The organism is Pseudoalteromonas umbrosa, from assembly GCF_030125375.1.
GTDB lineage: Bacteria > Pseudomonadota > Gammaproteobacteria > Enterobacterales > Alteromonadaceae > Pseudoalteromonas > Pseudoalteromonas umbrosa.
Map to the genome: position 1 here is coordinate 71,808 of NZ_JASJUU010000024.1, position 22,418 is coordinate 94,225.

At 42.6% G+C, this 22,418-nt stretch carries 26 protein-coding genes; all 26 read left to right on the plus strand.

Annotation, left to right across the window (positions count from 1 at the left end; translation table 11 throughout):
- Positions 1–2 precede the first annotated feature (2 nt).
- The 26 genes from QNM16_RS26185 (at position 3) to rplQ (ending at position 21,857) form a co-directional block, all read left to right on the plus strand.
- Positions 3–1,085, plus strand: coding sequence for a radical SAM protein (locus QNM16_RS26185; protein ID WP_284023139.1), 1,083 nt, complete (start codon positions 3–5; stop codon positions 1,083–1,085).
- A gap of 9 nt (positions 1,086–1,094) precedes the next feature.
- Positions 1,095–2,081: an ABC transporter ATP-binding protein gene (locus QNM16_RS26190; RefSeq protein WP_284023140.1), complete on the plus strand. Its 987-nt coding sequence runs from the start codon at positions 1,095–1,097 to the stop codon at positions 2,079–2,081.
- Complete coding sequence (locus QNM16_RS26195; RefSeq protein WP_284023141.1) at positions 2,078–2,878, plus strand: ABC transporter permease; 801 nt, start codon at positions 2,078–2,080, stop codon at positions 2,876–2,878. The genes QNM16_RS26190 and QNM16_RS26195 overlap by 4 nt, the downstream gene beginning before the upstream one ends.
- A 1-nt stretch (position 2,879) precedes the next feature.
- Positions 2,880–3,683, plus strand: coding sequence for an ABC transporter permease (locus tag QNM16_RS26200; protein ID WP_284023142.1), 804 nt, complete (start codon positions 2,880–2,882; stop codon positions 3,681–3,683).
- Between the two features lie 86 nt (positions 3,684–3,769).
- On the plus strand, positions 3,770–4,696 hold the full coding sequence (locus tag QNM16_RS26205) for a glycosyltransferase (protein ID WP_284023143.1): 927 nt from the start codon (positions 3,770–3,772) through the stop codon (positions 4,694–4,696).
- A gap of 148 nt (positions 4,697–4,844) precedes the next feature.
- Complete coding sequence (locus QNM16_RS26210) at positions 4,845–7,508, plus strand: family 20 glycosylhydrolase (protein WP_284023144.1); 2,664 nt, start codon at positions 4,845–4,847, stop codon at positions 7,506–7,508.
- 101 nt (positions 7,509–7,609) lie between these two features.
- The gene (locus QNM16_RS26215; protein ID WP_284023145.1) at positions 7,610–8,692 is read left to right on the plus strand and encodes a hypothetical protein; all 1,083 of its coding nucleotides are present in this window, start codon (positions 7,610–7,612) and stop codon (positions 8,690–8,692) included.
- Positions 8,689–12,138 carry a glycosyltransferase gene (locus tag QNM16_RS26220; protein WP_284023146.1) on the plus strand — a complete coding sequence of 1,150 codons (3,450 nt, stop codon included), beginning with the start codon at positions 8,689–8,691 and terminating at the stop codon, positions 12,136–12,138. The genes QNM16_RS26215 and QNM16_RS26220 overlap by 4 nt, the downstream gene beginning before the upstream one ends.
- Before the next feature lie 133 nt (positions 12,139–12,271).
- A complete protein-coding gene (locus QNM16_RS26225) occupies positions 12,272–13,102 on the plus strand; it encodes a polysaccharide deacetylase family protein (RefSeq protein WP_284023147.1) in 831 nt (276 codons plus the stop codon).
- 277 nt (positions 13,103–13,379) lie between these two features.
- A complete protein-coding gene (gene rplN, locus QNM16_RS26230; protein WP_063375312.1) occupies positions 13,380–13,748 on the plus strand; it encodes a 50S ribosomal protein L14 in 369 nt (122 codons plus the stop codon).
- Between the two features lie 10 nt (positions 13,749–13,758).
- Positions 13,759–14,073 carry a 50S ribosomal protein L24 gene (rplX, locus tag QNM16_RS26235; RefSeq protein ID WP_023401269.1) on the plus strand — a complete coding sequence of 105 codons (315 nt, stop codon included), beginning with the start codon at positions 13,759–13,761 and terminating at the stop codon, positions 14,071–14,073.
- Positions 14,074–14,088: 15 nt separating this feature from the next.
- A complete protein-coding gene (rplE, locus tag QNM16_RS26240; protein WP_284023148.1) occupies positions 14,089–14,634 on the plus strand; it encodes a 50S ribosomal protein L5 in 546 nt (181 codons plus the stop codon).
- Between the two features lie 4 nt (positions 14,635–14,638).
- Entirely contained in the window at positions 14,639–14,944 is a 306-nt protein-coding gene (rpsN, locus tag QNM16_RS26245; protein WP_023401268.1) for a 30S ribosomal protein S14, read from the plus strand.
- 20 nt (positions 14,945–14,964) lie between these two features.
- Positions 14,965–15,357, plus strand: a complete 393-nt coding sequence (gene rpsH / locus QNM16_RS26250; protein WP_046357859.1) for a 30S ribosomal protein S8 — start codon at positions 14,965–14,967, stop codon at positions 15,355–15,357.
- Positions 15,358–15,370: 13 nt separating this feature from the next.
- Positions 15,371–15,901 (plus strand): 50S ribosomal protein L6, encoded by a 531-nt coding sequence (gene rplF, locus QNM16_RS26255; RefSeq protein WP_063371526.1) that lies wholly within the window; start codon positions 15,371–15,373, stop codon positions 15,899–15,901.
- 9 nt (positions 15,902–15,910) lie between these two features.
- On the plus strand, positions 15,911–16,261 hold the full coding sequence (gene rplR / locus QNM16_RS26260) for a 50S ribosomal protein L18 (RefSeq protein ID WP_023401265.1): 351 nt from the start codon (positions 15,911–15,913) through the stop codon (positions 16,259–16,261).
- 9 nt (positions 16,262–16,270) lie between these two features.
- Positions 16,271–16,777, plus strand: a complete 507-nt coding sequence (gene rpsE / locus QNM16_RS26265; protein ID WP_023401264.1) for a 30S ribosomal protein S5 — start codon at positions 16,271–16,273, stop codon at positions 16,775–16,777.
- 6 nt (positions 16,778–16,783) lie between these two features.
- Positions 16,784–16,963, plus strand: coding sequence for a 50S ribosomal protein L30 (gene rpmD, locus QNM16_RS26270; RefSeq protein WP_010378276.1), 180 nt, complete (start codon positions 16,784–16,786; stop codon positions 16,961–16,963).
- 4 nt (positions 16,964–16,967) lie between these two features.
- Positions 16,968–17,402 carry a 50S ribosomal protein L15 gene (rplO, locus tag QNM16_RS26275; protein ID WP_039611416.1) on the plus strand — a complete coding sequence of 145 codons (435 nt, stop codon included), beginning with the start codon at positions 16,968–16,970 and terminating at the stop codon, positions 17,400–17,402.
- 11 nt (positions 17,403–17,413) lie between these two features.
- A complete protein-coding gene (gene secY / locus QNM16_RS26280; RefSeq protein WP_023401262.1) occupies positions 17,414–18,742 on the plus strand; it encodes a preprotein translocase subunit SecY in 1,329 nt (442 codons plus the stop codon).
- A gap of 21 nt (positions 18,743–18,763) precedes the next feature.
- A complete protein-coding gene (gene rpmJ / locus QNM16_RS26285; RefSeq protein ID WP_002959476.1) occupies positions 18,764–18,877 on the plus strand; it encodes a 50S ribosomal protein L36 in 114 nt (37 codons plus the stop codon).
- Positions 18,878–19,006: 129 nt separating this feature from the next.
- Complete coding sequence (rpsM, locus tag QNM16_RS26290; protein WP_010378282.1) at positions 19,007–19,363, plus strand: 30S ribosomal protein S13; 357 nt, start codon at positions 19,007–19,009, stop codon at positions 19,361–19,363.
- Between the two features lie 13 nt (positions 19,364–19,376).
- On the plus strand, positions 19,377–19,763 hold the full coding sequence (rpsK, locus tag QNM16_RS26295; protein ID WP_010386935.1) for a 30S ribosomal protein S11: 387 nt from the start codon (positions 19,377–19,379) through the stop codon (positions 19,761–19,763).
- A 22-nt stretch (positions 19,764–19,785) separates the two neighbouring features.
- On the plus strand, positions 19,786–20,406 hold the full coding sequence (gene rpsD / locus QNM16_RS26300; RefSeq protein WP_039611418.1) for a 30S ribosomal protein S4: 621 nt from the start codon (positions 19,786–19,788) through the stop codon (positions 20,404–20,406).
- Between the two features lie 24 nt (positions 20,407–20,430).
- Positions 20,431–21,417, plus strand: a complete 987-nt coding sequence (locus QNM16_RS26305) for a DNA-directed RNA polymerase subunit alpha (RefSeq protein ID WP_023401260.1) — start codon at positions 20,431–20,433, stop codon at positions 21,415–21,417.
- Positions 21,418–21,455: 38 nt separating this feature from the next.
- Positions 21,456–21,857, plus strand: a complete 402-nt coding sequence (gene rplQ / locus QNM16_RS26310; RefSeq protein WP_010386932.1) for a 50S ribosomal protein L17 — start codon at positions 21,456–21,458, stop codon at positions 21,855–21,857.
- The last annotated feature ends 561 nt before the right edge of the window (positions 21,858–22,418 follow it).

Genomic DNA, 22,418 nt, shown 5'->3' on the forward strand with positions numbered 1-22,418 from the left:
AAATGACCAATATATTGCAAAACCAACTACCACTGTGGGTGACTTTACAGCTCACAGACGCGTGCAATCTTCGTTGTAAGATGTGCTATGAGTGGGGAGAAAACGGCGCTTATCATGGTAAAAAACTTGATAGGCTTGAAAAAGAAACTGTTTTTCGAGTAATTGATGAATGTTTGCCAGTAAAGCCTTATTTTGCACTTTTTGGCGGCGAACCCATGATGTATCCATGGTTTGACGAAGTGGTGCATCGTATTCGTAAAGGGGGCGCTAGGGTTGATATTCCAACCAATGGGATGTTTTTAAAGCGCAAGGCTGAAAAACTACTAGAGTCGGCACCAAATCGAATTTGGGTGTCACTGGATGGACCAAAGCACATTAATGATGAACAGCGTGGGGAAGGTGTATACGAAGCGGTGCAAGAAGGGGTTGAAACCTTATTTGAGCTGCGTGAAACACGCGGCTTAAAAGAGCCTAAAATTGGTTATACGTTCATTGTAACACCGTTAACACACTTATATATTCAGGGCTTTTTTGAACAATGTCTTGATTTAGACAAAGTGGATCACATTAGTATTGAATTTCAAACCTTTGCCACTGAAGATGAGCATGAGCAACATCGACGTTTGTTCAAGCGTTTATTTGATGTGCCCGAAACAGCATGCGCTGAAGGGATGGTTGCGCCTTTACATCAGTTTTCTATGATGGATTTCAAAGCCATTGAGTCACAAATTGCTTGGGTTGAAAAGGAGTGCCAAAAGCGTGGAATTTATTTCGTTTGTTATCCCAAAACCATATCTGCAAATAACTACCGTGCTTATTTTAATAAAGATTATCAAAACTTAGATGATCGTAGAGACAAATGTCATTTCCCATGGATTTATATGGAAGTGGCTGCAAATGGGGATGTAACTCCATGCCACACATTTTATGACTATTCGATTGGTAACGTAAATGAGCAGTCAGTCGAAGAGATTTGGCGGGGGTATAAGATGCAGCAATTGCGTAAAGGCTTGAGAGGGGAAGGGGGGCTATTTCCGATTTGTGGCTCATGTGCGCGCTATTATGCTGATCCAAATAAACGTTAGGGGATGCTTGTGAATGTGATCGAAGTCGAAGGACTGTGCAAGACTTTTAAATTTTACCGCAAGCCACAGGGGTTATCTGCTTCTCTGAAAAATTTGTGGCAACGTCAGGTAGAGTATAAAGAAGCAGTAAAAGATATCTCATTCAACATTGAAAAAGGGCAAGTTGTCGCATTTTTAGGCGCTAATGGCGCTGGTAAAACGACAACTATGAAAATGTTGTCTGGTATCTTACATCCTACAGGTGGGAAAATTGAAGTTTTGGGTCACACCCCAAGTGAACGTGAGGAGCAGTTTAAAAAGCGTTTCTCTATTTTAATGGGCCAAAAACATCAATTATGGCCAGATTTACCAGCTATTGATAGCTTTACGCTGTGTCAGCGTATCTATGAAATCCCAACCCCACTGTTCAAACAGCGGCTGGCGCGTTTGTCCGAAGTGTTGTGTGTATCTCATTTGTTAGATATTCAAGTACGTAGACTGTCTTTGGGTGAGCGAATGAAAATGGAATTAATCGCTGCGTTGCTGCATGGGCCTGAATTACTCTTTTTAGATGAGCCGACAATTGGACTTGATTTCTTGTCACAACGTGCCGTTATGCGATTTCTTCAGCAGCTTGTTCGCGAAGACAATATAACCATTTTGCTCACAAGTCATAATATGGCGGATATTTCAGCCTTGTGTGAACGGGTATTGGTTATTCAAAATGGTCAGCTAGTTTTTGATGACGATATTACTCATTTGCAAAATAGTTTGGGTGGTTTTCGCCGTATTCATATAGAAAGTGAATCACCATTACATTCAGATTATTTGGGACGGTATGGCAAAGTAATTAATAACGATATCCATCGCGCCGAACTTGAAGTGGATGGTGGTATAGCAAATCGTGTACTACAACAATTGCTCAATGACATCATGGTTAAAGATGTCAGAGTAAGTACGCCGCCACTTGAAGACAGTTTGGAGCGATTGTACACACGCCGAGGGCAGGTAGTGTGAACAAATATATGTGGTTATTGGGAATGGGGCTGCAAAAAGCATTGGCTTATCGAGTAAATTATGCTGTGACTATTTTGGCGGCGGTTTTTCCGATTATCTTACAATGGGCACTATGGCGTTCAATCTATGGGTATACTCAAGCTGACACATTGTACGGCATGTCTTATGCAGAAATGCTTAGTTATGTGGTGCTAGCTGCACTCATGGCGCAAGCATTGCGCACGGGGTTTGAGTACGACATGGCAGAGGATATTAAAAGTGGAGGGTTAAACCGCTTTATTGTCCAGCCACTATCTTATTTTGGTTATCGCTTAAGCGTTTTTGTAGGCACAAATCTAGGTTACTTTGTGGCAACGCTCGGTGTAATGGCGATAGCGTTATGGGTCGCCATCAGATATTGGTCTTTATCGATTGATATAGTGGATATTGCGTTATTTCTGCTCTCTGCGGTTGGGGCATTTTTCTTGCAATTTATGTTGTTTTATTTACTCAGTTTAACCGCATTTTGGCTTCACGAAGTGTGGGCACTATTTGAATCCACTCGAGTAATTGGCTTGGTTTTATCTGGTGGTGTTGTACCATTGAGTGTCTTCGGTGAGTCATTACAGTACTGGCTTAGTCTTCTGCCATTTCAATATCTCATCTACTTTCCAATACAAACACTCACCGGGGCTATTAGTTTTGAGCAAGTCATCTCAGGTTTATTGATTCAATTGGTGTGGATTGTAGTGATGATGCTACTAATTGCCGCAATTTGGCGCCGAGGTAGCCGTTCATATTTAGCGTTGGGTGGTTAGTATGTGGCGGCAACTGATAAAACACCTCAAAATTTATGGCCTGCTTATTAAGCTCAATGCCATACGCCAGCTAGAGTACCGAGTGAATATTGTATTGGGGTTACTGGTAGAAGTTGGTTACCTCGGCATCAAATTACTCTACGCCTATATTATTCATGATACAGGTGTACATATTTCAGGCTTTGCGCCACAAAGCTTGTATCTATTTATTGGTACTTTTATTTTGATGACAGTCTTTTTCGTAGCGATGTTGCAATTCAATATTATGGCATTTGACCGCCAAATCATAGAAGGAGAATTTGATCTTATTCTAACCAAACCTGTGTCGGCGCAATTTTTAGCGACGCTAAAATATGTCGAAACTTGGATGGTGATTCCAAACATCATAGTTGGGGTTAGTTTAGTGGCCTATGGCTGGTATGCATCAGGGCTTGCTTTTGATCTAATCAATATCTGCCTTTACTTTTTGTATGGCCTATTAGGCATAGTCACTATGTATTGCGTTTTCACATTACCGCTTCTGCTGGCTTTTAAATTACACAATATCTCGGCTTTCCACAGCCTGATTTGGGCATTATGGGATTTTAATAATTTGCCACATCGGATTTTTCCTTCACCAATACAGATCATTGGCACGGTATTTTTACCCATTTTCTTGATCACGAACTTTTCGCCGTTGGCTGTAATGGGGCAATTAAGTGCCATTGAGATGATCTGGGGAGGAGTTGCGCCAATTTTGCTATTTATTTTGACCTGCTGGGGGTGGAGAAAGGCTATTCATAGTTATGAAAGCGGTGGTGGGTAAGTGTACTCGGTGTTTAAAAAGTATACGCTTTGTTGGTGATATTGAAGAGAAAGGTTTAGCCCAATCTAAAGGAAGTAGGTACAAAAATGAATAAAAATCATATTGATTCTATTAAAACTGGGACAGGCATCTCAGTGATTATCCCAACTTATAATCGTTGTGAGTTGTTAAAAAGGACATTGGATTCACTTTGTGAGCAAACGTTGGGGCGGCAAAGTTATGAAGTTATCATCGTAGATGATGGTTCAAGTGACGGAACTGCAGAGATGATATCTCATTATCAAGGGGCTGCAACCATCCATTATATTTTTCAGCCTGATGAAGGTTTTCAAGTCGCCAAAGCTAGGAATAAAGGGCTCTCCAAGGCATGTTTTGACACTGTACTGTTTTTAGACTGCGGCATGATTGCGCACCCAGAATTACTGTCAAATCATCTTCAATGTCACCTTGAAACGGACCGCCTTGTGTTGATTGGCATGTCTTATGGCATAGAAGCCGTTGAACTTAGTGAGTGCGATCTTATCAAGCGCACTATGGCAGAAAATAAAATAGAAACTGCGTTTGAATTATTCTCAAAAAATCATCAATTAATGGATTGTCGAGGTCGGTTTTTTACAGATTTTGACTTTGATTTAGGGATGTTAAATGCTCCTTGGGTAGTTTTTTGGACCAGTTGTATCAGTGTTTCTCGATATGATGTTGAACAAATCGGAGGCTTTGATGAACGCTTTTGTGCTTGGGGGGGGGAAGACGTTGATTTGGGATATCGTTTGTTCCATTCAGGCTGTAAATTTGTTTTACATCAAGCGCTTTTGACGGTTCATTACCCGCATGAAAAAGACATTGAAAATAAAGAGGAGCAAGCAAAAGGAAATGTTGCTTACTTAATGGACAAGTACTCTGATCAGTGGATAAACATGTTGGCGACTAAGAGTTGGTCAGAGATTTGTGAGTGCTCGTTAAAGCCTTTGCATGAACAGCATCAAGCAAGCTCACTTATTGAGGTGATCTAACTCACTGTTAATAAAAACTAAATTATTCTGGGTAACTTGAATGTTTTGAAATTGAAACGCGTCGTTAAAAACACTAGATTGATTTGGTTTAGCTATTTTTTAGCCAATTTTATGTTTTAAATTAAAATGACAAAGCAGGATCTGACTTATGCGTGTACAGAAAAGAGCATTAACAGGGCGTGTTGTAGCAATGTTGCTGCCTTCAATTATGTTGGCAAGTCCCGTTTGGGCCAGCAGCGGCTTGACCAAAATAAATCAACAGGAATTAAATCGCTTAGCGGATACTCTCGATGTAAAGTATCGGCTATTGAGCAATATGCCAGAGCAGTGTCCTGGTTCAACAGCAGAGTTTTGTTACCATGCTCAAATAGAGTTAACGAGTCCGTTTTCAGCAAATGTTGACGGGTGGAAGATCCTTTATAGTCAGGTATATCCTTCATCAGAAACCAAAAGTCAGGGACTGGCTCTGCGTCATTTTAACGGTGATTTAAATCATATTGCGCCGAGTCAATCGTTTAGCGGGTTTAAGGCTGGTGAGAGTCAAGTTATTGAGCTTTGGGTAGGTAGTTCGTTACTTAATGAAGGCGAATTGTTGCCTAATTATATTTTAACTGCTGACGGGTTAGAGCCGAAAGTAATTAAGAGTACGCAGTCATATATTGAGCCAGACACTGGACTCGAGATAAAGCCTTATGCAGTACTTAGTGACAAAGAAAGTGTGATGAAATCTCACCCAGAAGATCATTATGGCCAGTTTACTTCTGAGGCTCTATTCGAGCAGTATACGATAGATAATTACCCTGTTGAGTCAGTAAAGCATGCGATCGTACCTACGCCTAATGCAATGGAAGTATTTGATAGTGCGGCATCGCTGAACCTAAATAAAGGTATGGATGTACATTTAGTCGGTATCGAATATGATCAAGTTGCAGCGGCTTTCAGTCGCCTGGCTGAGTTAGGTGCTAAGCAAAGTCACAATGGCGTTAAAGTGATTGTAAAAGTTGCAGGTAAAGCGAAAGGCATGGCGGGGAGTTATACACTAGATACTCGCAACGGCAAAGTCTTTATTGAAGCTCAAGATAGTCAAGGTGCATTTTATGGATTGCAATCACTGGCTAGTTTATTGTCACTAGACACTATGCAAGTACCTGCTGTGAAAGTGGTTGACGAACCAAGGTATGAGTACCGAGGCCTCCACTTAGACGTTGCACGTAACTTCCGCTCAAAAGAGTTTGTATTGCGCTTATTGAGTAAGATGTCTGCGTACAAGCTGAATAAGCTACACTTTCATTTAGCTGATGATGAAGGTTGGCGTATTGAAATTCCTGGACTGCCTGAGCTAACTGAGTTGTCTTCTCATCGTTGTATCGACTTGGATGACAAGCATTGTTTACAGCCTCAACTAGGTTCAGCCCTAAATGCGGGTCGAGATGGATATTATTCTTTAGCTGATTATCAAGAAATTCTTAATTTTGCTAAGCAACATCACATTGAAGTTATTCCATCATTGGATATGCCCGGTCACTCTCGTGCAGCAGTTAAGGCGATGGAAAAGCGTTACTACACGTTGAGCAAGCAAGGCAAACATGAGGCGGCGAAGCAGTACCTAGTAAGTGACCCAAAAGATGCGACAGAGTATCGATCAATTCAGCATTACAATGACAATACTTTGAATGCGTGTATGGACTCAACTTATGCGTTTGTAGAAAAGGTGATTTCAGAAGTCGCGCTGCAACATGAAAAAGCAGGCTCACCATTGAATATCTATCATATTGGAGCTGACGAAACTGCGGGCGCTTGGATCGAGTCGCCTGCATGTAAACAGTTTATCGCTGATAAATCAAATGATGTACATGAAGTTGAGGAGCTGACAGGATATTTCATTGAGCGCGTATCTAGAATGATTGCAGCCAAAGGGATTGAAGTCGCTGGTTGGAATGATGGTCTGTCTGAAACACGACAGGATAAAATGCCTAATAAAGTAGCATCTTATGTGTGGGCAACTCTGCCACAAAATGCGCACAAAGTTGTGAGTGCACATGCACGTCGTGGTTGGGATATTATTCTTGCAACACCTGACGTGACCTACTTAGATTTTCCATATGAATTGGACCCAAAAGAAAGTGGTTACAAGTGGGGGTCGCGACGTACTAACAGTCAGACTATTTTTGAATTTATGCCAGATAACTTACCGGCCAATGCTGAATTTAAAAAAGATACTATCGGTCGAAATTATGTCGCAGATGATCGCACGCAGGTAGATAAAGATGGGAAATTTATCCATCAACCATTGCCAGAAGGATTTCGTGTTACAGGGATCCAAGGTCACTTATGGTCTGAAGTTATTCGCAAAGACCATTTAGCCGAATACATGCTGTTTCCGCGCTTGTTGGCGTTGGCTGAAAAAGCATGGCACAAGGCAAGTTGGGAAGTTCCATATAACTATGCGGGTGAAAAGTATGATCACACTACTGACTTCTTGACTGCTGACAAAAAGGCACTTCGTGACAAGCAGTGGCAAGACTTCATTCATGCGGTTGGACATAAAGAGCTAGAAAAGTTCGACAAACTAGGCGTGTTTTACCGTATTCCAAATGTTGTGAGCAAAGTAATCGACAATAAGTTGTATGCATCAACGCTCATTCCTGGCTTACCGATCCAGTACCGAGTAAACAATGGAGGCTGGCAAGAGTACACTGCACCTGTAGTTATTCAAGCGGGTAAAAATATAGAGCTACGTGCCCTATCTCCTGATAGACGTCGACCTGGGCGTGTTGAGTTGGCAGAGGTAGGAAATATCAATAATTTATAGCACGTATTTGGGCGGCATATTTTGTATGTCGCCTTTTTGTTGATCATAAAAGGCGAGTCAGTGTGAGGGTTAGATAAAAAATAATAAGGAAGTGGTGACTTATGAGACACATAGAGGGGCAAGGAGTAACATGTAAGGATGCCAATGGAGCGGGCGTCAATAATGAGTTGAATATCTTTCAATCCTGTTTACCTGACTGCTTGTTTATGGCGCTTGAACTGGAAGCGAGAGACAAGTTTGGTATCGCAAATATGGCTAGGTTATTTGGCGAACATTCTTATTACTTTGACTGCAAAAAAAAGCAAGGACTAGATATCTTTTTTGGTCGCTATGAAGATGAAGAGTATTTTCGTTTTGACCAAGCTATGATCTCTGGTTATTTAGGCGACAAGCTTCAAGCATTGTATGGATTGCGAGTTAGATCATATACCTTCACTGAGCAGGATGCATTGGATGCATATCTGTTCGCCATGCTTGCTAAAAATGAGCGTGTGATCTGTGAATATAGTGCCAAATATGTTCCATATCGTGTTGAGGATTACCACAAACACTATGCATATCATATTGTGACTTTTAAATTTCATGATAAAGCACGTAATGCATTTATAGTGGATGATGCGGTTAAGCAAGATGTTGATATTTCTTGGGAAGACTATATTTGTTCATTTCAAGAGGTTTTAGCACATGAAGGGGCTGTGCGTATTTATACGCTGGAACAGGATGGCCCTGAAAACCCCTTGAATATTGATTGGGCGTTGAAGCAGGTTGAACAAAATATAGCAGGGTTAGTTTCAGATTCCCCCAATGTAGGCGTAGGGGCGATGACCGAGTTTTTAAACTATATAGACTGTCTGAATGAGCGGGAACGGCCTTATGTAATTCCGGGAGTGTGGGTGTTTTCATTGCAGCGCGCCTGCACGAATAATTGGATTCTGGCATTGCAAGAGGACTTCCCTGATCCCGAACTAAAGCTCCTTTGTAAGCCCATGATTGATGCCTTACCTTTGCTCAGTAAAGGCTGGAAGGAAGTTGAGCTGCTCATGCGTTTATCTTGCCGTTCTAAATCGGTAACGGGTAGTCAAATCTATCAACGTATTTTACAACTGTGTGAAACGGAACGGACGCTTATTCCTATTTGGCTTCAGCTTCAAGCGTGGTTACAAGCGCAAAGGTGCAAGTCATGACAGCGCTGACAAAAAAAAACAAAACGCAGCCATTAGTAAGTTGTGTTATGCCGACTTGTCGGCGTGCTCACTATATTACTCAGAGTGTTAGTTACTTCAATCGGCAAAGTTATCCCAATAAAGAATTGATCATTGTTTATGAACAGGAAGAAGATTTACCAACCTCAATGCCTGTGCAGGACAATATCAAGTTGATCAAGGTGCCAGATAATGCCTCTATTGGGTATAAGCGTAGTATTGGCGCCAAGTACTCAGAAGGTGCTTTTATAGCGCAGTGGGATGACGATGATTGGTACTCTAGTGAACGCCTTGCGATACAATTAGAGCCACTGCTTTCTGGTGTTGCAGATATTACAGGGATAAAAAATCATTTATTTTTTGATGTGTGGCGAGGACAGTTTTGGGCTGCTGAGAAGACTTTGTTTGATGCGATGTTTCGCCGCGGCATCGCTGGCGGCACATTGGTATTTAGCCGCACTTACTGGTCTGAAGGCACATTGGACTATCGGGATAGTTCGCTGCGGGAAGATGCTGACTTTATGGAGAGTATGATTGAAGCAGGTGCTAACTTAGTTGCTGTAGATGGCCATACTCATTTTGTTTATCTGAGGCATTTGAATAATACATGGAGCTTTGTTAGCGGAAAGCTTATAAAAGCGAGCGCATGGCAAAAAGTGCAAATGCCAACTTGGTTTAGTAGCGATATACCATTTTATCACCACCTCAAAGAAACTCATTTTGCACATTATAATGATGCGTCGCTAAATATAGATACTTTGCAACAAACAGCCGAAATAAGTTGTGTGCTACAGGTAACCCAGCTTACTCAACTTAAACATGCGTTCAAGCTACTTGAAAAGCAAACTGTCAAACCGCTAGAGGTCATTGTTTCTCATCCATATGAGCTTGATATACAATCTATTGACACTGAATTGGAGTGCGTTACTTTTGTTGCCTATGAATTAGGAACGGAGACATCGTTATGGTTCGAAGAAAAGCTGGCCGCACAGATTAACAGTGACTTTGTTATCTGTTGGCCCAATTCGCAAGCGTGGGTGTCTAGTAAGTGGCTAGAAATACAGTATGCGTATTTGAAACGACATAAATTAGATGCAACGGGCTTGTCACAACCCTTTTTCTTTTTTCCGAGCCAACAGCAGTTTTGGCAATATATTGCATCTGATAATCAAATCACCGCATGGTTACATGATGAGTCGCTGTGCTGTACAAAAGAATTTTATTTGCAAAAGCATCGAGGTTTTAATCGTGCGCTTGGATTTAATATTCAACCCCACCAAAATTTAGAGCACTTTTTAGCATTCGCTGAAGCACAAGAGCCGGTTCCTAATAATGATCAAGATCCGAAATGGTTCCCTTATCAGTCCAAAGCAATAAAAGAATTATATAGTGAATTAGATGTTGGTGCGCTTATCAAAGGAGTAGCTATGGCGTTGGTATTTTTTGTTATGTCGTGCTTGTTAATATTTCCAAGCTTTGAGGTTGCGGCGGACCAAGTAGAAGAGCGCACTGAACAACAGAGCTATTCGGTCGACTTTTTTAGCCAATTTAACCCGCAAAATGCACTGGATATGATCTATCGCTTACCTGGGTTTTCATTTGAAAACTCAGACTCGGCGCGAGGCTTTGGTGGGAATGCTGGCAATGTACTGATAAATGGCGCTCGGCCTGCAGTTAAGTCTGAATCTTTAGATAAAGTTTTGTCTAGGATAGGTGCTGCACGGGTTTTAAGAATTAATGTATATCGAGGTAGCGAAATTCCATTAGTGATGTCGGGTAAAGTCATAGTTGCAGATGTGATTTTAGTTGAATCGAAGACAACTGGTACATTCGAAGGTCAATTAACTCAATTTTATGATGGCAGCATATTACCAAAGGCTGCGATGCAACTGAGTACTCAATGGCAAGGTTGGGCGGCATCTATAGGGATTGAAGCAAGCGGCTCGCCTGGTTATCGAACCGCCGAAATTAAGCAGCTCGATCGTGACCAGCGTGTGACAAATCAAGAATTTGAAGAGCTTGATGAAGAGACTGAAAACTTAAAATTCACAGGGCAGCTTAAGCAGTCAAGTGGCAAAAATGAAGTGGTGCTGACCGGCAAAGTAAGTGGTGAAAACTATGTTGGAGAGACGACACGTTATAATGTACCTGAAAAATATCAAAAATTAGGTGCATTAACGCGTGAACTTGATGTTGATAATGACACAAAAAGTGCAGAATTCGGGGTTGATTGGATACACAACCAGAGCACTTATAGATGGCAAAACATTGGAATTTTTGTTGTTGACGATAAAAAGTATGCCAATGATGACACGTTTATTGATTTGATGACCCGAGATTCCAGTACCTCTTTGTGGCGTCAGCAAGAACTTAAAACGGAACTTATTGTACGAAGCACCTTGGAAGCACAACAACAAAAAAACATTGCTCCTCGCTTCGGCGTCGAATTGGCACAAAATAGAATGCAATCCTCAGTTATTTTGCCCGGTTTAGGCAACGAAGAAGTGACCGACGTTGATGAACTTAGAGCAGAAGTATTTGCCGATGTTAGTTATACGCATTCCAAAAGTCTTTCAAGTGAGTTTGGTCTAACTTATGAAAGCTCGCGCATTGATGTCATGGCGGTCAATAGTGAAAGTCAATCTCTATCTTATTGGAAGCCACGCTGGCAAACAAGCTGGAACCCAAGAGAAGACACGAATATAAATTGGCTTGCTGAGCATCGAGTGAGTCAATTAAATTTTTCTGATTTTGCTCGTAGCGTTGATGCGGGAGATGGTCGCAATCAAACGGGGAATACTCGATTAAAACCAGAACAAACGACAGAAATATCAACACAATACCAATGGTATTTTTCTGAGCGTGGTAATTTTAAGGCTAAGTTGTTCCATCAGTGGAAACGGGATGTATTAGAGCAAATCGCATTTTCAAGTACATCTGGTGGTTTAGCAAATGTTGATGATGGACGTCTATGGGGAAGTCATTTGGAAGTTGCATTCGAGCTTACGCCAGTTTTAGACAATGCGCTTTTTGAAATCTCGTACGAACATAAAAACTCTGATTTTGACAACCCTAATGGGCGCACAGAGCGATTCAGTAACTATATCTCTGACTGGATTTGGATGAATTTTCGCCATGATTTACCAAAGTACAAAAGCTCTTGGGGTGTTGAATATTGGGGTGACTATACAGAACCATTTTATTTTGCCCACGAAACCTTATTGGTACATGGTAATAAGCGACTGAAAGGGTTCATAGAGTCCTCACCAATCGACGATGTGAAGCTTAGGCTTGAAGTTACTCACATGAATACTGGACGTTTTATCCGAACACGAACGTTTTATCAAGATGTGATGCAAATAGGTCAAGAAGTCGCCAACAGAACGCACAAAGCAGAGTATCGACTATCAATTTGGTATCGCTTTTGATTTAGGAGCATTCATTGAAATTGGCCATTCAGAAAAATAAGGTTTCTTTCACAATTTTATCATAGCGAACTATCTCGCTATTTTGCAGACTGTTTTGCAAAGTTCGATTAACGCTAAGCAATACGGAGCAAACATGCGCACAATAAAACTGAGTAGCCATATGATGGCCGCAATAACGATGACTTTATCTTTTGCTAGTCTAGGCGGGACAGATAGAACTGAATCCGCAGAAGATAAGTTTAGTTATCCTAATAATGCGCGCTATGCAATATCTCTGAGCTTTGATGATGCGCGTAATAGCCAAGTAGACGTCGGGATCCCTATATTAGATAAGTATGATGTAAAAGGGACATTTTATGTGAACCCAAAGTTCGTTGATGAACGGCTAGATGGGTGGAAAAAAGCAGCTAAAAATGGTCATGAATTAGGTAATCACACTAGCTCTCATTTGTGTACAGGCAATTTTGCATGGCTGAGAAAAGATAATTTAGGGCTTGAGCAGGTTGACTTAGCATGGTTGCGACGAGACATTGAAATGACGACAACCTACATGAGAGAAAAGCTCGATGTTGAACCACGTTCATTTGCATACCCTTGCGGAAACACTTTCGTTGGTAGGGGTAAAGAAGTAAAAAGCTATGTGCCTCTCATTGCGGAGCTATTCAAAACAGGACGCACTTGGTTAGATGAGACTGGTAATAATCCAACTTATACCGATTTTGCACAACTGGCAGGTAATCGAATGGATGGAATGAGCTTTGCCGAAATTAAAGACATGTTAGATATGCTCAAAGAAAATAATAAATGGATTATCTTAGCTGGGCATGAAGTGGGAGAAAAAGGGATGTATACCACGGATAAAAGAGCCTTAGAAGCGCTGATCATCTACTTAAAAGACCCGAAAAATGGTTATTGGCTGGCAACAGTCGACGAGATTGCCACCTACATTGAAAAGCATAGATAAATCAATGTGCGGTTGTTTATTGAACTGTAACAAAGGTTTAAAATTTATTCATTAGACTTGTTTTCCACTTCACCGCCCTCATATGAAAGAAGGCGGTGATAGCAGATATGGTAAATTGATAAATTAATTAAAAATTGAACTATCTTTGGCTGAACTTTGCTGTTACAATTCCCCGCCCTTGAAAGACGAAAGCTTCGTTTTTTGAGTGGAATTTAATCTAAATGCTTAGGTTTTATACAAAATCTAAGTAAATGTTAACTACACCGGAGCATAGACAATGATCCAAATGCAAACTCAGCTGGACGTTGCTGATAACAGCGGCGCTCGCAAAGTGCAGTGTATTAAAGTCCTTGGTGGTTCGCACCGTCGCTACGCGCGTGTTGGTGACATCATTAAAGTTTCTGTTAAAGAAGCAATTCCTCGCGGCAAAGTGAAGAAAGGTGATGTTAAAAACGCAGTAGTAGTGCGTACTAAGAAAGGCGTTCGTCGTCCAGACGGCTCTTTAATCCGTTTCGATAGCAATGCGGCTGTTATCTTAAATGATAGCCATCAGCCAATTGGTACTCGTATCTTCGGCCCTGTGACGCGTGAACTTCGTACAGAAAAGTTCATGAAAATCGTTTCACTAGCACCAGAAGTACTATAAGGAGTCGATCATGGCAGCAAAAATCCGTCGTGATGACGAAGTAATCGTACTAGCCGGTAAAGACAAAGGTAAGCGCGGTAAAGTGCTTTCAGTTGTAACTGAGACTGGTCGTGTATTTGTTGAAGGCGTAAATATCATCAAGAAACACCAGAAGCCTGTACCACAACTACAGCAAGCTGGCGGTATTGTTGAGAAAGAAGCGTCTGTCGACGTATCAAATGTAGCGATTTTCAATGCCGAAACTGGCAAAGCAGATCGTGTTGGTTTTAGATTTGAAGACGGTAAAAAAGTCCGTTTCTTCAAGTCTACTGGCAAAACTATTTAATAGTTGGAGTAGACGATGGCGAAACTGCATGAAGTGTACAAAGACAAAGTAGTAAAAGAACTTTTTGAAAAGTTCGGTTACAGCTCTGTCATGCAAGTCCCTCAGATCGAGAAGATCACACTTAACATGGGTGTGGGCGAAGCCCTAGCTGACAAGAAAATTCTAGAAAATGCTGTTGCAGACCTAGAAGCAATCTCTGGTCAGAAGCCTCTAGTGACTAAAGCACGCAAATCAGTTGCTGGCTTTAAGATCCGTGAAGGTTACCCAATTGGCTGTAAAGTAACCCTACGCGGCGAGCGTATGTGGGATTTCCTTGAGCGTTTAGTCTCAATCGCGATGCCACGTATTCGTGACTTCCGCGGTGTTAGCGCAAAGTCTTTTGACGGTCGCGGTAACTACTCTATGGGCGTACGTGAGCAAATCATCTTCCCAGAAATTGATTATGATAAAGTAGACCGTGTTCGCGGTATGGATATCACAATCACTACTTCTGCGAAAACAGATGATGAAGGCCGTGCGTTATTAGAAGCGTTCAACTTCCCATTCAAAAAGTTAGGGTAGGGTTATGGCAAAGAATTCAATGAAAGCGCGTGACGTAAAACGTGCTAAATTAGTTGCACAGTACGCAGAAAAGCGTGCTGCACTTAAAGCTATCATCAGCGATGTTAAAACATCTGATGATGAGCGTTGGGACGCGGTATTAAAGCTTCAGTCTTTACCGCGTGATTCTAGCCCTTCACGTCAACGTAATCGTTGTAACATTACGGGCCGCCCACATGGTTACCTTCGCAAGTTCGGCCTAAGCCGTATCAAAGTTCGCGAAGCAGCTATGCGCGGTGAAATTCCTGGCCTTAAAAAGGCTTCTTGGTAATAGAATCACGGGAGTAAGACATGAGCTTGCAAGATCCAATCGCGGATTTGTTTACACGCATCCGTAACGGTCAGTCTGCGAAGAAGGTAGAAGTAACAATGCCAACTTCAAAGCTGAAAGTAGCTGTTGCTGACGTACTGAAAAACGAAGGTTTCATCACTGGTTATTCAGTATCAGGCGACGTAAAAGCAGAATTGACTATCGAACTTAAGTACTTCGAAGGCAAAGCTGTTATCGAAAGCATCCAGCGTGTTAGCCGCCCTGGTCTACGTATCTATAAGAAACGTGACGAATTACCTAAGGTAATGGGTGGTCTAGGTATCGCTATCGTATCAACTTCTAAAGGCCTGATGACAGACCGCGCTGCGCGTACCGCTGGTGTTGGTGGTGAAATCATTGGCTTTGTAGCTTAATCGGAGGGGAACTATGTCTCGTATTGCGAAGGCTCCTATTGCTGTTCCTGCCGGTGTTGAAGTTGCAATTAACGGCCAGGAAATCAAAGTTAAAGGTAAAAACGGTGAATTGACTCGCGTTCTTAACGACGCAGTTGAAGTTGTTCTTAACGACAACGTTATCACTACAGTACCTCGTGAAGTAGCAAATGCTTGGGCTCAAGCTGGTACTGCACGCGCTCTGATCAACAACATGATCATCGGCGTTAACGAAGGTTTTGAAAAGAAACTACAACTAGTCGGTGTTGGTTACCGTGCTGCAGTTAAGGGTAAAGTTTTAGACTTAACTCTTGGCTTCTCACACCCAGTGAACTTCGAGATCCCAGCGGGTATCACAATCGAAGCTCCAAGCCAGACTGAAATCGTTGTTAAAGGCGCAGACAAGCAGCTAGTTGGTCAAACTGCTGCAAACATCCGCTCATACCGTGAACCAGAGCCTTATAAAGGTAAAGGTGTACGTTACGCTGATGAGCACGTGCGTCGTAAAGAGGCTAAGAAGAAGTAAGGTAAGACGATGGATAAGAAAACAGCTCGTCTACGTCGTGCTAAGCGCACTCGTAGAAATATTATCGAACAAGGCACAACGCGTCTTGTTATCCACCGCACGCCACGTCACATATACGCTCAAATCGTAAACGTTGAGGGTATTGTACTGGCTGCTGCTTCTACTGTTGAAAAAGCAATTGCTGAAACAGTTAAAGGCACTGGCAACATCGAAGCTGCACAAGCAGTTGGTAAAGCAGTTGCTGAACGCGCGGCAGACAAAGGCATCGAAAAGCTTGCTTTTGACCGCAGTGGCTTTAAATATCACGGCCGTGTGAAGGCGCTTGCTGATGCAGCGCGTGAAGCCGGTCTGCAATTCTAGGAGTAGACAATGGCTAACGTAGAAGCAAAGCAACAACAGCCTGATTTGGCTGAAAAGCTAATCGCGGTAAACCGTGTGTCTAAAGTGGTTAAAGGTGGTCGTATCTTTAGCTTCACTGCACTAACTGTAGTTGGTGATGGCGCAGGTAAAGTAGGTTTTGGTTACGGTAAAGCACGCGAAGTTCCAGCTGCGATTCAAAAAGCAATGGAAAAAGCACGCCGTAACATGGTAAATGTTGATCTTAACGGTCACACGCTACAGCACCCAATCAAGGGTCGCCACGCGGGTTCTAAAGTATACATGCAGCCTGCATCTGAAGGTACAGGTATCATCGCCGGTGGTGCGATGCGTGCAGTACTAGAAGTAGCTGGTGTACAGAACGTACTTTCAAAAGCATACGGTTCTACTAACCCGATCAACATCGTTCGCGCAACAATTTCTGCTCTAGAGAACATGAACTCTCCAGAGAAGATCGCTGCGAAACGTGGTCTTAGCGTAGATGAAATCTTGGGGTAAGAAACCATGGCAAACACAGTTAAAGTAACACAAGTACGTAGCTCAATCGGTCGTTTACCGAAGCATAAAGCTACATTACGTGGCCTTGGTTTACGTCGTATCAACCATACTGTTGAGCTAGAAGATACTCCAGCAGTACGTGGTATGATCAACCAAGTTTCTTACATGGTTAAGGTTGAGGGCTAATTCGATGCAATTGAATACACTTTCTCCTGCTGCAGGTTCAAAAACTGCTGGTAAGCGCGTTGGTCGTGGTATCGGCTCTGGTCTAGGTAAGACTGGTGGTCGTGGTCACAAAGGTCAAAAGTCGCGTTCTGGCGGTAAAGTACGTGTTGGTTTTGAAGGCGGTCAAATGCCTATGCAACGCCGTCTACCAAAGTTTGGCTTCACTTCACGCAAATCACTAGTATCTGCTGAAGTAAACCTTTTCGAAATCGCGAAGGTTGAAGGCGACGTGGTAGAGCTAAGCACACTACAAGCAGCTGGTATCGTTAAGAAGAACATTCAGTTCGTAAAAGTTGTTAAATCTGGCGAAGTTTCACGCGCAGTTACTGTTAAAGGCATTAAAGTGTCTAAAGGTGCTCGCGAAGCTATCGAAGCTGCCGGAGGCAAGGTAGAAGACTAAGGAAGTACACTATGGCTAAACCAGGTCAAGATATGCAAAGCGCACAAAGTGGGCTTGCGGAGTTGAAGCGCCGATTACTTTTCGTATTGGGTGCCATCATTATTTACCGTTTAGGTTCATTCGTGCCTATCCCTGGGATTGACGCCGCTGTACTTGCCGAGTTCTTCGAGCAACAAAAGGGCACCATCTTTGCCATGTTTAACATGTTCAGTGGTGGTGCGCTTGAGCGTGCATCTGTACTTGCGCTGGGTATTATGCCTTATATCTCAGCCTCGATTATCATGCAGCTATTAACGCATATACATCCTGCGATGATAGAGCTGAAAAAAGAGGGTGAGCAAGGTCGTAAAAAGATCAGCCAGTACACGCGTTACGGCACGCTCGTGCTTGCTACAATACAGTCGATCGGTATTGCAACTAACCTGCCAAATATGATGCAAGGCTTAGTTGTGAATCCTGGTTTCGGTTTCTACTTCACCGCAGTGGTGAGTTTAGTAACTGGTACTATGTTCCTGATGTGGCTGGGCGAACAAATTACAGAACGTGGTATCGGTAACGGTATCTCAGTACTGATATTTGTTGGTATTGTAGCTAACCTGCCGTCTGCAATCGGTTCGACAGCAGAAATGGCGCGCCAAGGCGATTTGAATGTCTTTATCTTAGCACTTATTGCGTTTATCGTTGTCGCAGTAACTTACATGGTAGTATTCTTTGAGCGTGGTCAACGTCGTATTGTCGTTAACTATGCGAAACGTCAGCAAGGCCGTCAGGTTTTTGCAGCGCAGAGTACACACTTACCATTGAAAGTTAACATGGCAGGGGTTATTCCACCAATATTTGCTAGCAGCATCATTCTGTTCCCTGGTACAATTGCAAGCTGGTTCGGCCAAGGCGAAGGTCCACTTGCTGATGCACTACAAGCAGTGTCAGCTGTGTTGACCCCTGGTCAGCCTCTGTACGCAATGGTACTAGCCGCAGCGATTATTTTCTTCTGCTTTTTCTACACAGCGTTGGTGTTTAACCCACGTGAAACAGCAGATAATTTGAAAAAATCTGGCGCATTTATTCCAGGTTATCGCCCAGGTGAGCAGACGTCTAAATACATTGATAAAGTGATGACACGCCTGACATTGGCAGGTGCAATGTACATTACCTTTATCTGTCTGGTGCCCGAGTTTATGACCATGGCATGGCAAACGCCATTCTACTTCGGCGGTACATCAATTTTGATTATCGTTGTTGTTATCATGGACTTTATGGCACAAGTACAGACTCATTTGATGTCTCATCAATATGATTCTGTGCTGAAAAAAGCAAACCTTAAAGGCTACGGCCGATAGGGTCTGTTACGGAGTTGAGTTATGAAAGTACGTGCTTCCGTTAAGAAAATTTGCCGTAACTGTAAAGTTATCAAGCGTGCTGGTGTAGTACGCGTGATCTGCAGTGAGCCTAAGCACAAGCAAAGGCAAGGCTAAGAAATCTAGTCGTGCAGGCTAAGTTAATCACTTAGCCTGTTTCATTGGTAAAACTTGAATGTCGGTTGGGTATCCTGTACGGGCTTTCCAACAAGATGATAATCAGGTTTATTTATAGGAGATATGTTAGTGGCCCGTATCGCAGGCATTAACGTTCCTGACCATAAGCATGCTGTTATTGGTTTAACAAGCATCTATGGTGTAGGTAAAACTCGCGCTAAGGCTATCTTAGCTGCGACAGGTATCGCTGAAACTACTAAAATCGGCGAGTTAAACGACGAAACTCTTGACATCCTTCGTGAAGAAGTTGGCAAGTACACTGTTGAAGGTGATCTTCGTCGTGAAGTAACACTAAACATCAAACGTCTTATGGACCTTGGTTGTTTCCGTGGCTTACGTCACCGTCGTTCGTTACCACTACGTGGTCAACGTACTAAGACTAACGCGCGTACTCGTAAGGGTCCACGCAAGCCTATCAAGAAATAAGGTGGGGTAAGTTATGGCAAAAGCACCAATTCGTCGTAAAAAGGTCAAAAAGCAAGTTGTTGACGGTATGGCTCACGTTCATGCTTCTTTCAACAACACTATTGTGACCATCACTGACCGTCAAGGTAATGCTCTTTCTTGGGCGACTGCGGGTGGTTCAGGTTTCCGTGGTTCTCGTAAGTCTACTCCGTTCGCTGCACAGGTTGCTGCTGAGCGCGCAGGTACTGCTGCACAAGAGTACGGTCTTAAGAACTTAGAAGTATTCATTAAAGGTCCAGGTCCAGGCCGTGAGTCTGCTGTACGTGCATTGAATGCTGCTGGTTTCCGTATCACAAACATCACTGACGTGACGCCAATCCCACATAATGGTTGTCGTCCACCGAAGAAACGTCGCGTATAATTAATAGGTTAGGAGAAAGAACATGGCAAGATATTTGGGCCCTAAGCTCAAGCTGAGTCGTCGTGAAGGTACTGACCTGTTCCTTAAAAGCGGCGTAAGAGCAATTGACTCTAAGTGTAAACTAGAAACAGCACCTGGTCAGCACGGCGCACGTAAAGGTCGTCTATCTGACTACGGTTTACAGTTACGTGAAAAGCAAAAAGTTCGTCGTATCTACGGTGTACTTGAAAAGCAATTCCGCAACTACTATAAAGAAGCTGCTCGCCTTAAAGGTAACACAGGTGAAAACTTGTTACAGCTTCTAGAGCAACGTCTAGACAATGTTGTATATCGCATGGGTTTTGCAAGCACACGTGCTGAAGCACGTCAGCTAGTAAGCCACAAAGCGATTATGGTTAATGGTCGTGTTGTGAATATTCCTTCTTTCGTTATTACTCCAGAAGATGTAGTAGTAATCCGTGAGAAGTCTAAGAAGCAAGCGCGTATCATCGCTGCTCTAGAGTTGGCTGAGCAACGCGAAAAGCCAACTTGGATTGAAGTTGACGGTAAGAAAATGGAAGGTACTTTTAAGCGCCTACCTGAGCGTTCTGATCTGTCTGCGGACATTAATGAACAACTAATCGTCGAACTTTACTCGAAGTAAAGTTAAGAGTTAAGAGAGGATAAAATGCAGGGTTCTGTAACCGAATTCCTAAAACCAAGATTAGTCGATATCGACGCTATCAACTCAACCCGTTCTAAAGTAGTTTTAGAGCCTCTAGAGCGTGGCTTTGGTCACACTTTAGGTAATGCTTTACGTCGTATTCTTCTTTCGTCTATGCCGGGTTGTGCAGTGACAGAAGTAGAGATCGACGGTGTATTACACGAGTACAGCGCGAAAGAAGGCGTACAAGAAGACATCATTGAAATCCTGTTAAACCTTAAAGGTCTAGCAGTTACTTTAGAAGGTAAAGATGAAGTTTTCCTTACCCTGACTAAGTCTGGTGTAGGCCCTGTGACTGCGGCTGACATCCAGCACGACGGCGATGTAACAATTGCTAATCCTGAACACGTTATTTGTCACTTAACTGCTGACAATAGCGATATCAGTATGCGTATCCGTGTTGAGCGCGGTCGTGGTTATGTTCCGGCGTCAAGTCGTTTATCCTCTGATGACGATGAGCGTCCAATTGGTCGTCTGTTGCTAGATGCATCATTCAGTCCAGTTGAACGTATTGCGTACTCGGTTGAATCAGCCCGTGTTGAGCAGCGTACTGACTTAGATAAACTAATTATCGATATGGAAACTAATGGCACACTAGATCCTGAAGAAGCGATCCGTCGTGCATCTACAATCCTAGCTGAACAGCTAGAAGCGTTTGTAGATTTGCGCGATGTTTCTGAGCCAGAAGAAAAAGAAGAGAAGCCGGAGTTTGATCCGATTTTACTTCGTCCTGTTGATGATTTAGAGCTAACAGTACGTTCTGCAAACTGTCTGAAAGCCGAGCAAATTCAATATATCGGTGATCTGGTACAGCGTACTGAGGTTGAGCTTCTTAAGACGCCAAACCTTGGTAAGAAATCTCTAACAGAGATTAAAGACGTGCTAGCTTCTCGTGGTCTTTCTCTAGGCATGCGTCTAGAAAATTGGCCACCTGCAAGTCTAGCTGAATAATCAGATTACTATATTAGTTTAGTTAGAAGGATAGGGTCATGCGCCATCGTAAGAGTGGTCGTCAATTAAACCGTAACAGCAGCCATCGCAAAGCGATGTTCAGCAATATGGCTGGTTCTTTGGTGAAGCACGAAATCATCAAAACAACTTTGCCTAAAGCGAAAGAGTTGCGCCGTGTAATTGAGCCTTTAATCACACTGGCTAAGACTGACAGCGTAGCAAACCGTCGTTTAGCGTTTGCTCGCACGCGTGATAAAGAAGTAGTTGGTAAATTGTTCTCTGAGATCGGTCCACGTTTCGCGGATCGTCCAGGTGGTTACACTCGTATTCTTAAGTGTGGCTTCCGTGCAGGTGACAATGCGCCAATGGCTTATATTGAACTACTTGATCGCCCAGTTGCGACTGAAGAAGTTCAAGAAGACGCGCAGTCTGCAGAGTAAGTCTTTATAAGACACGAAAAAGCCGAGCATTAGCTCGGCTTTTTTGTTTGTAAAAAACACTAAGTACAACACCTTTTCTAAAACCTTTTCTTAGCCTTAGATGCGGCAGTGTAATATTCCTATCTTTATTAGCTTATTTAGCTAATAAAGAACGAAACTTTTATAAAAAAAGCCCGTTTTGTACTTTTAATGTACATAAAAGAGCGGTTTAGTTTGTTTTTTGTTCGAAGTGCGTGTTTTTATAAGTTTTTTATAAAAAACACTTGATCCAAATTCAGATCTCCCTATAATGCGCACCCACTGACACGGCGGGATGCGAGAGAAAACGCAAACTAAAGTGAAGGTTAAAGCCAAACTGAAAGCTTAATTGAAAATAAATTAAATTTTCTAGTTGACTTTAAAAGTGAAGCGGTTAATATGGCGCTCCACTTCGCAGCAAGGCTGCGGTAGCTAACCAAGGGTTAGTTACACTGTTCTTTAAAAATATGAAGCAATCATCTGTGTGGGCACTCGTACAGATTGAGTTCTAACAAAATATTTAGAGTCTCAATTTCTTATGAG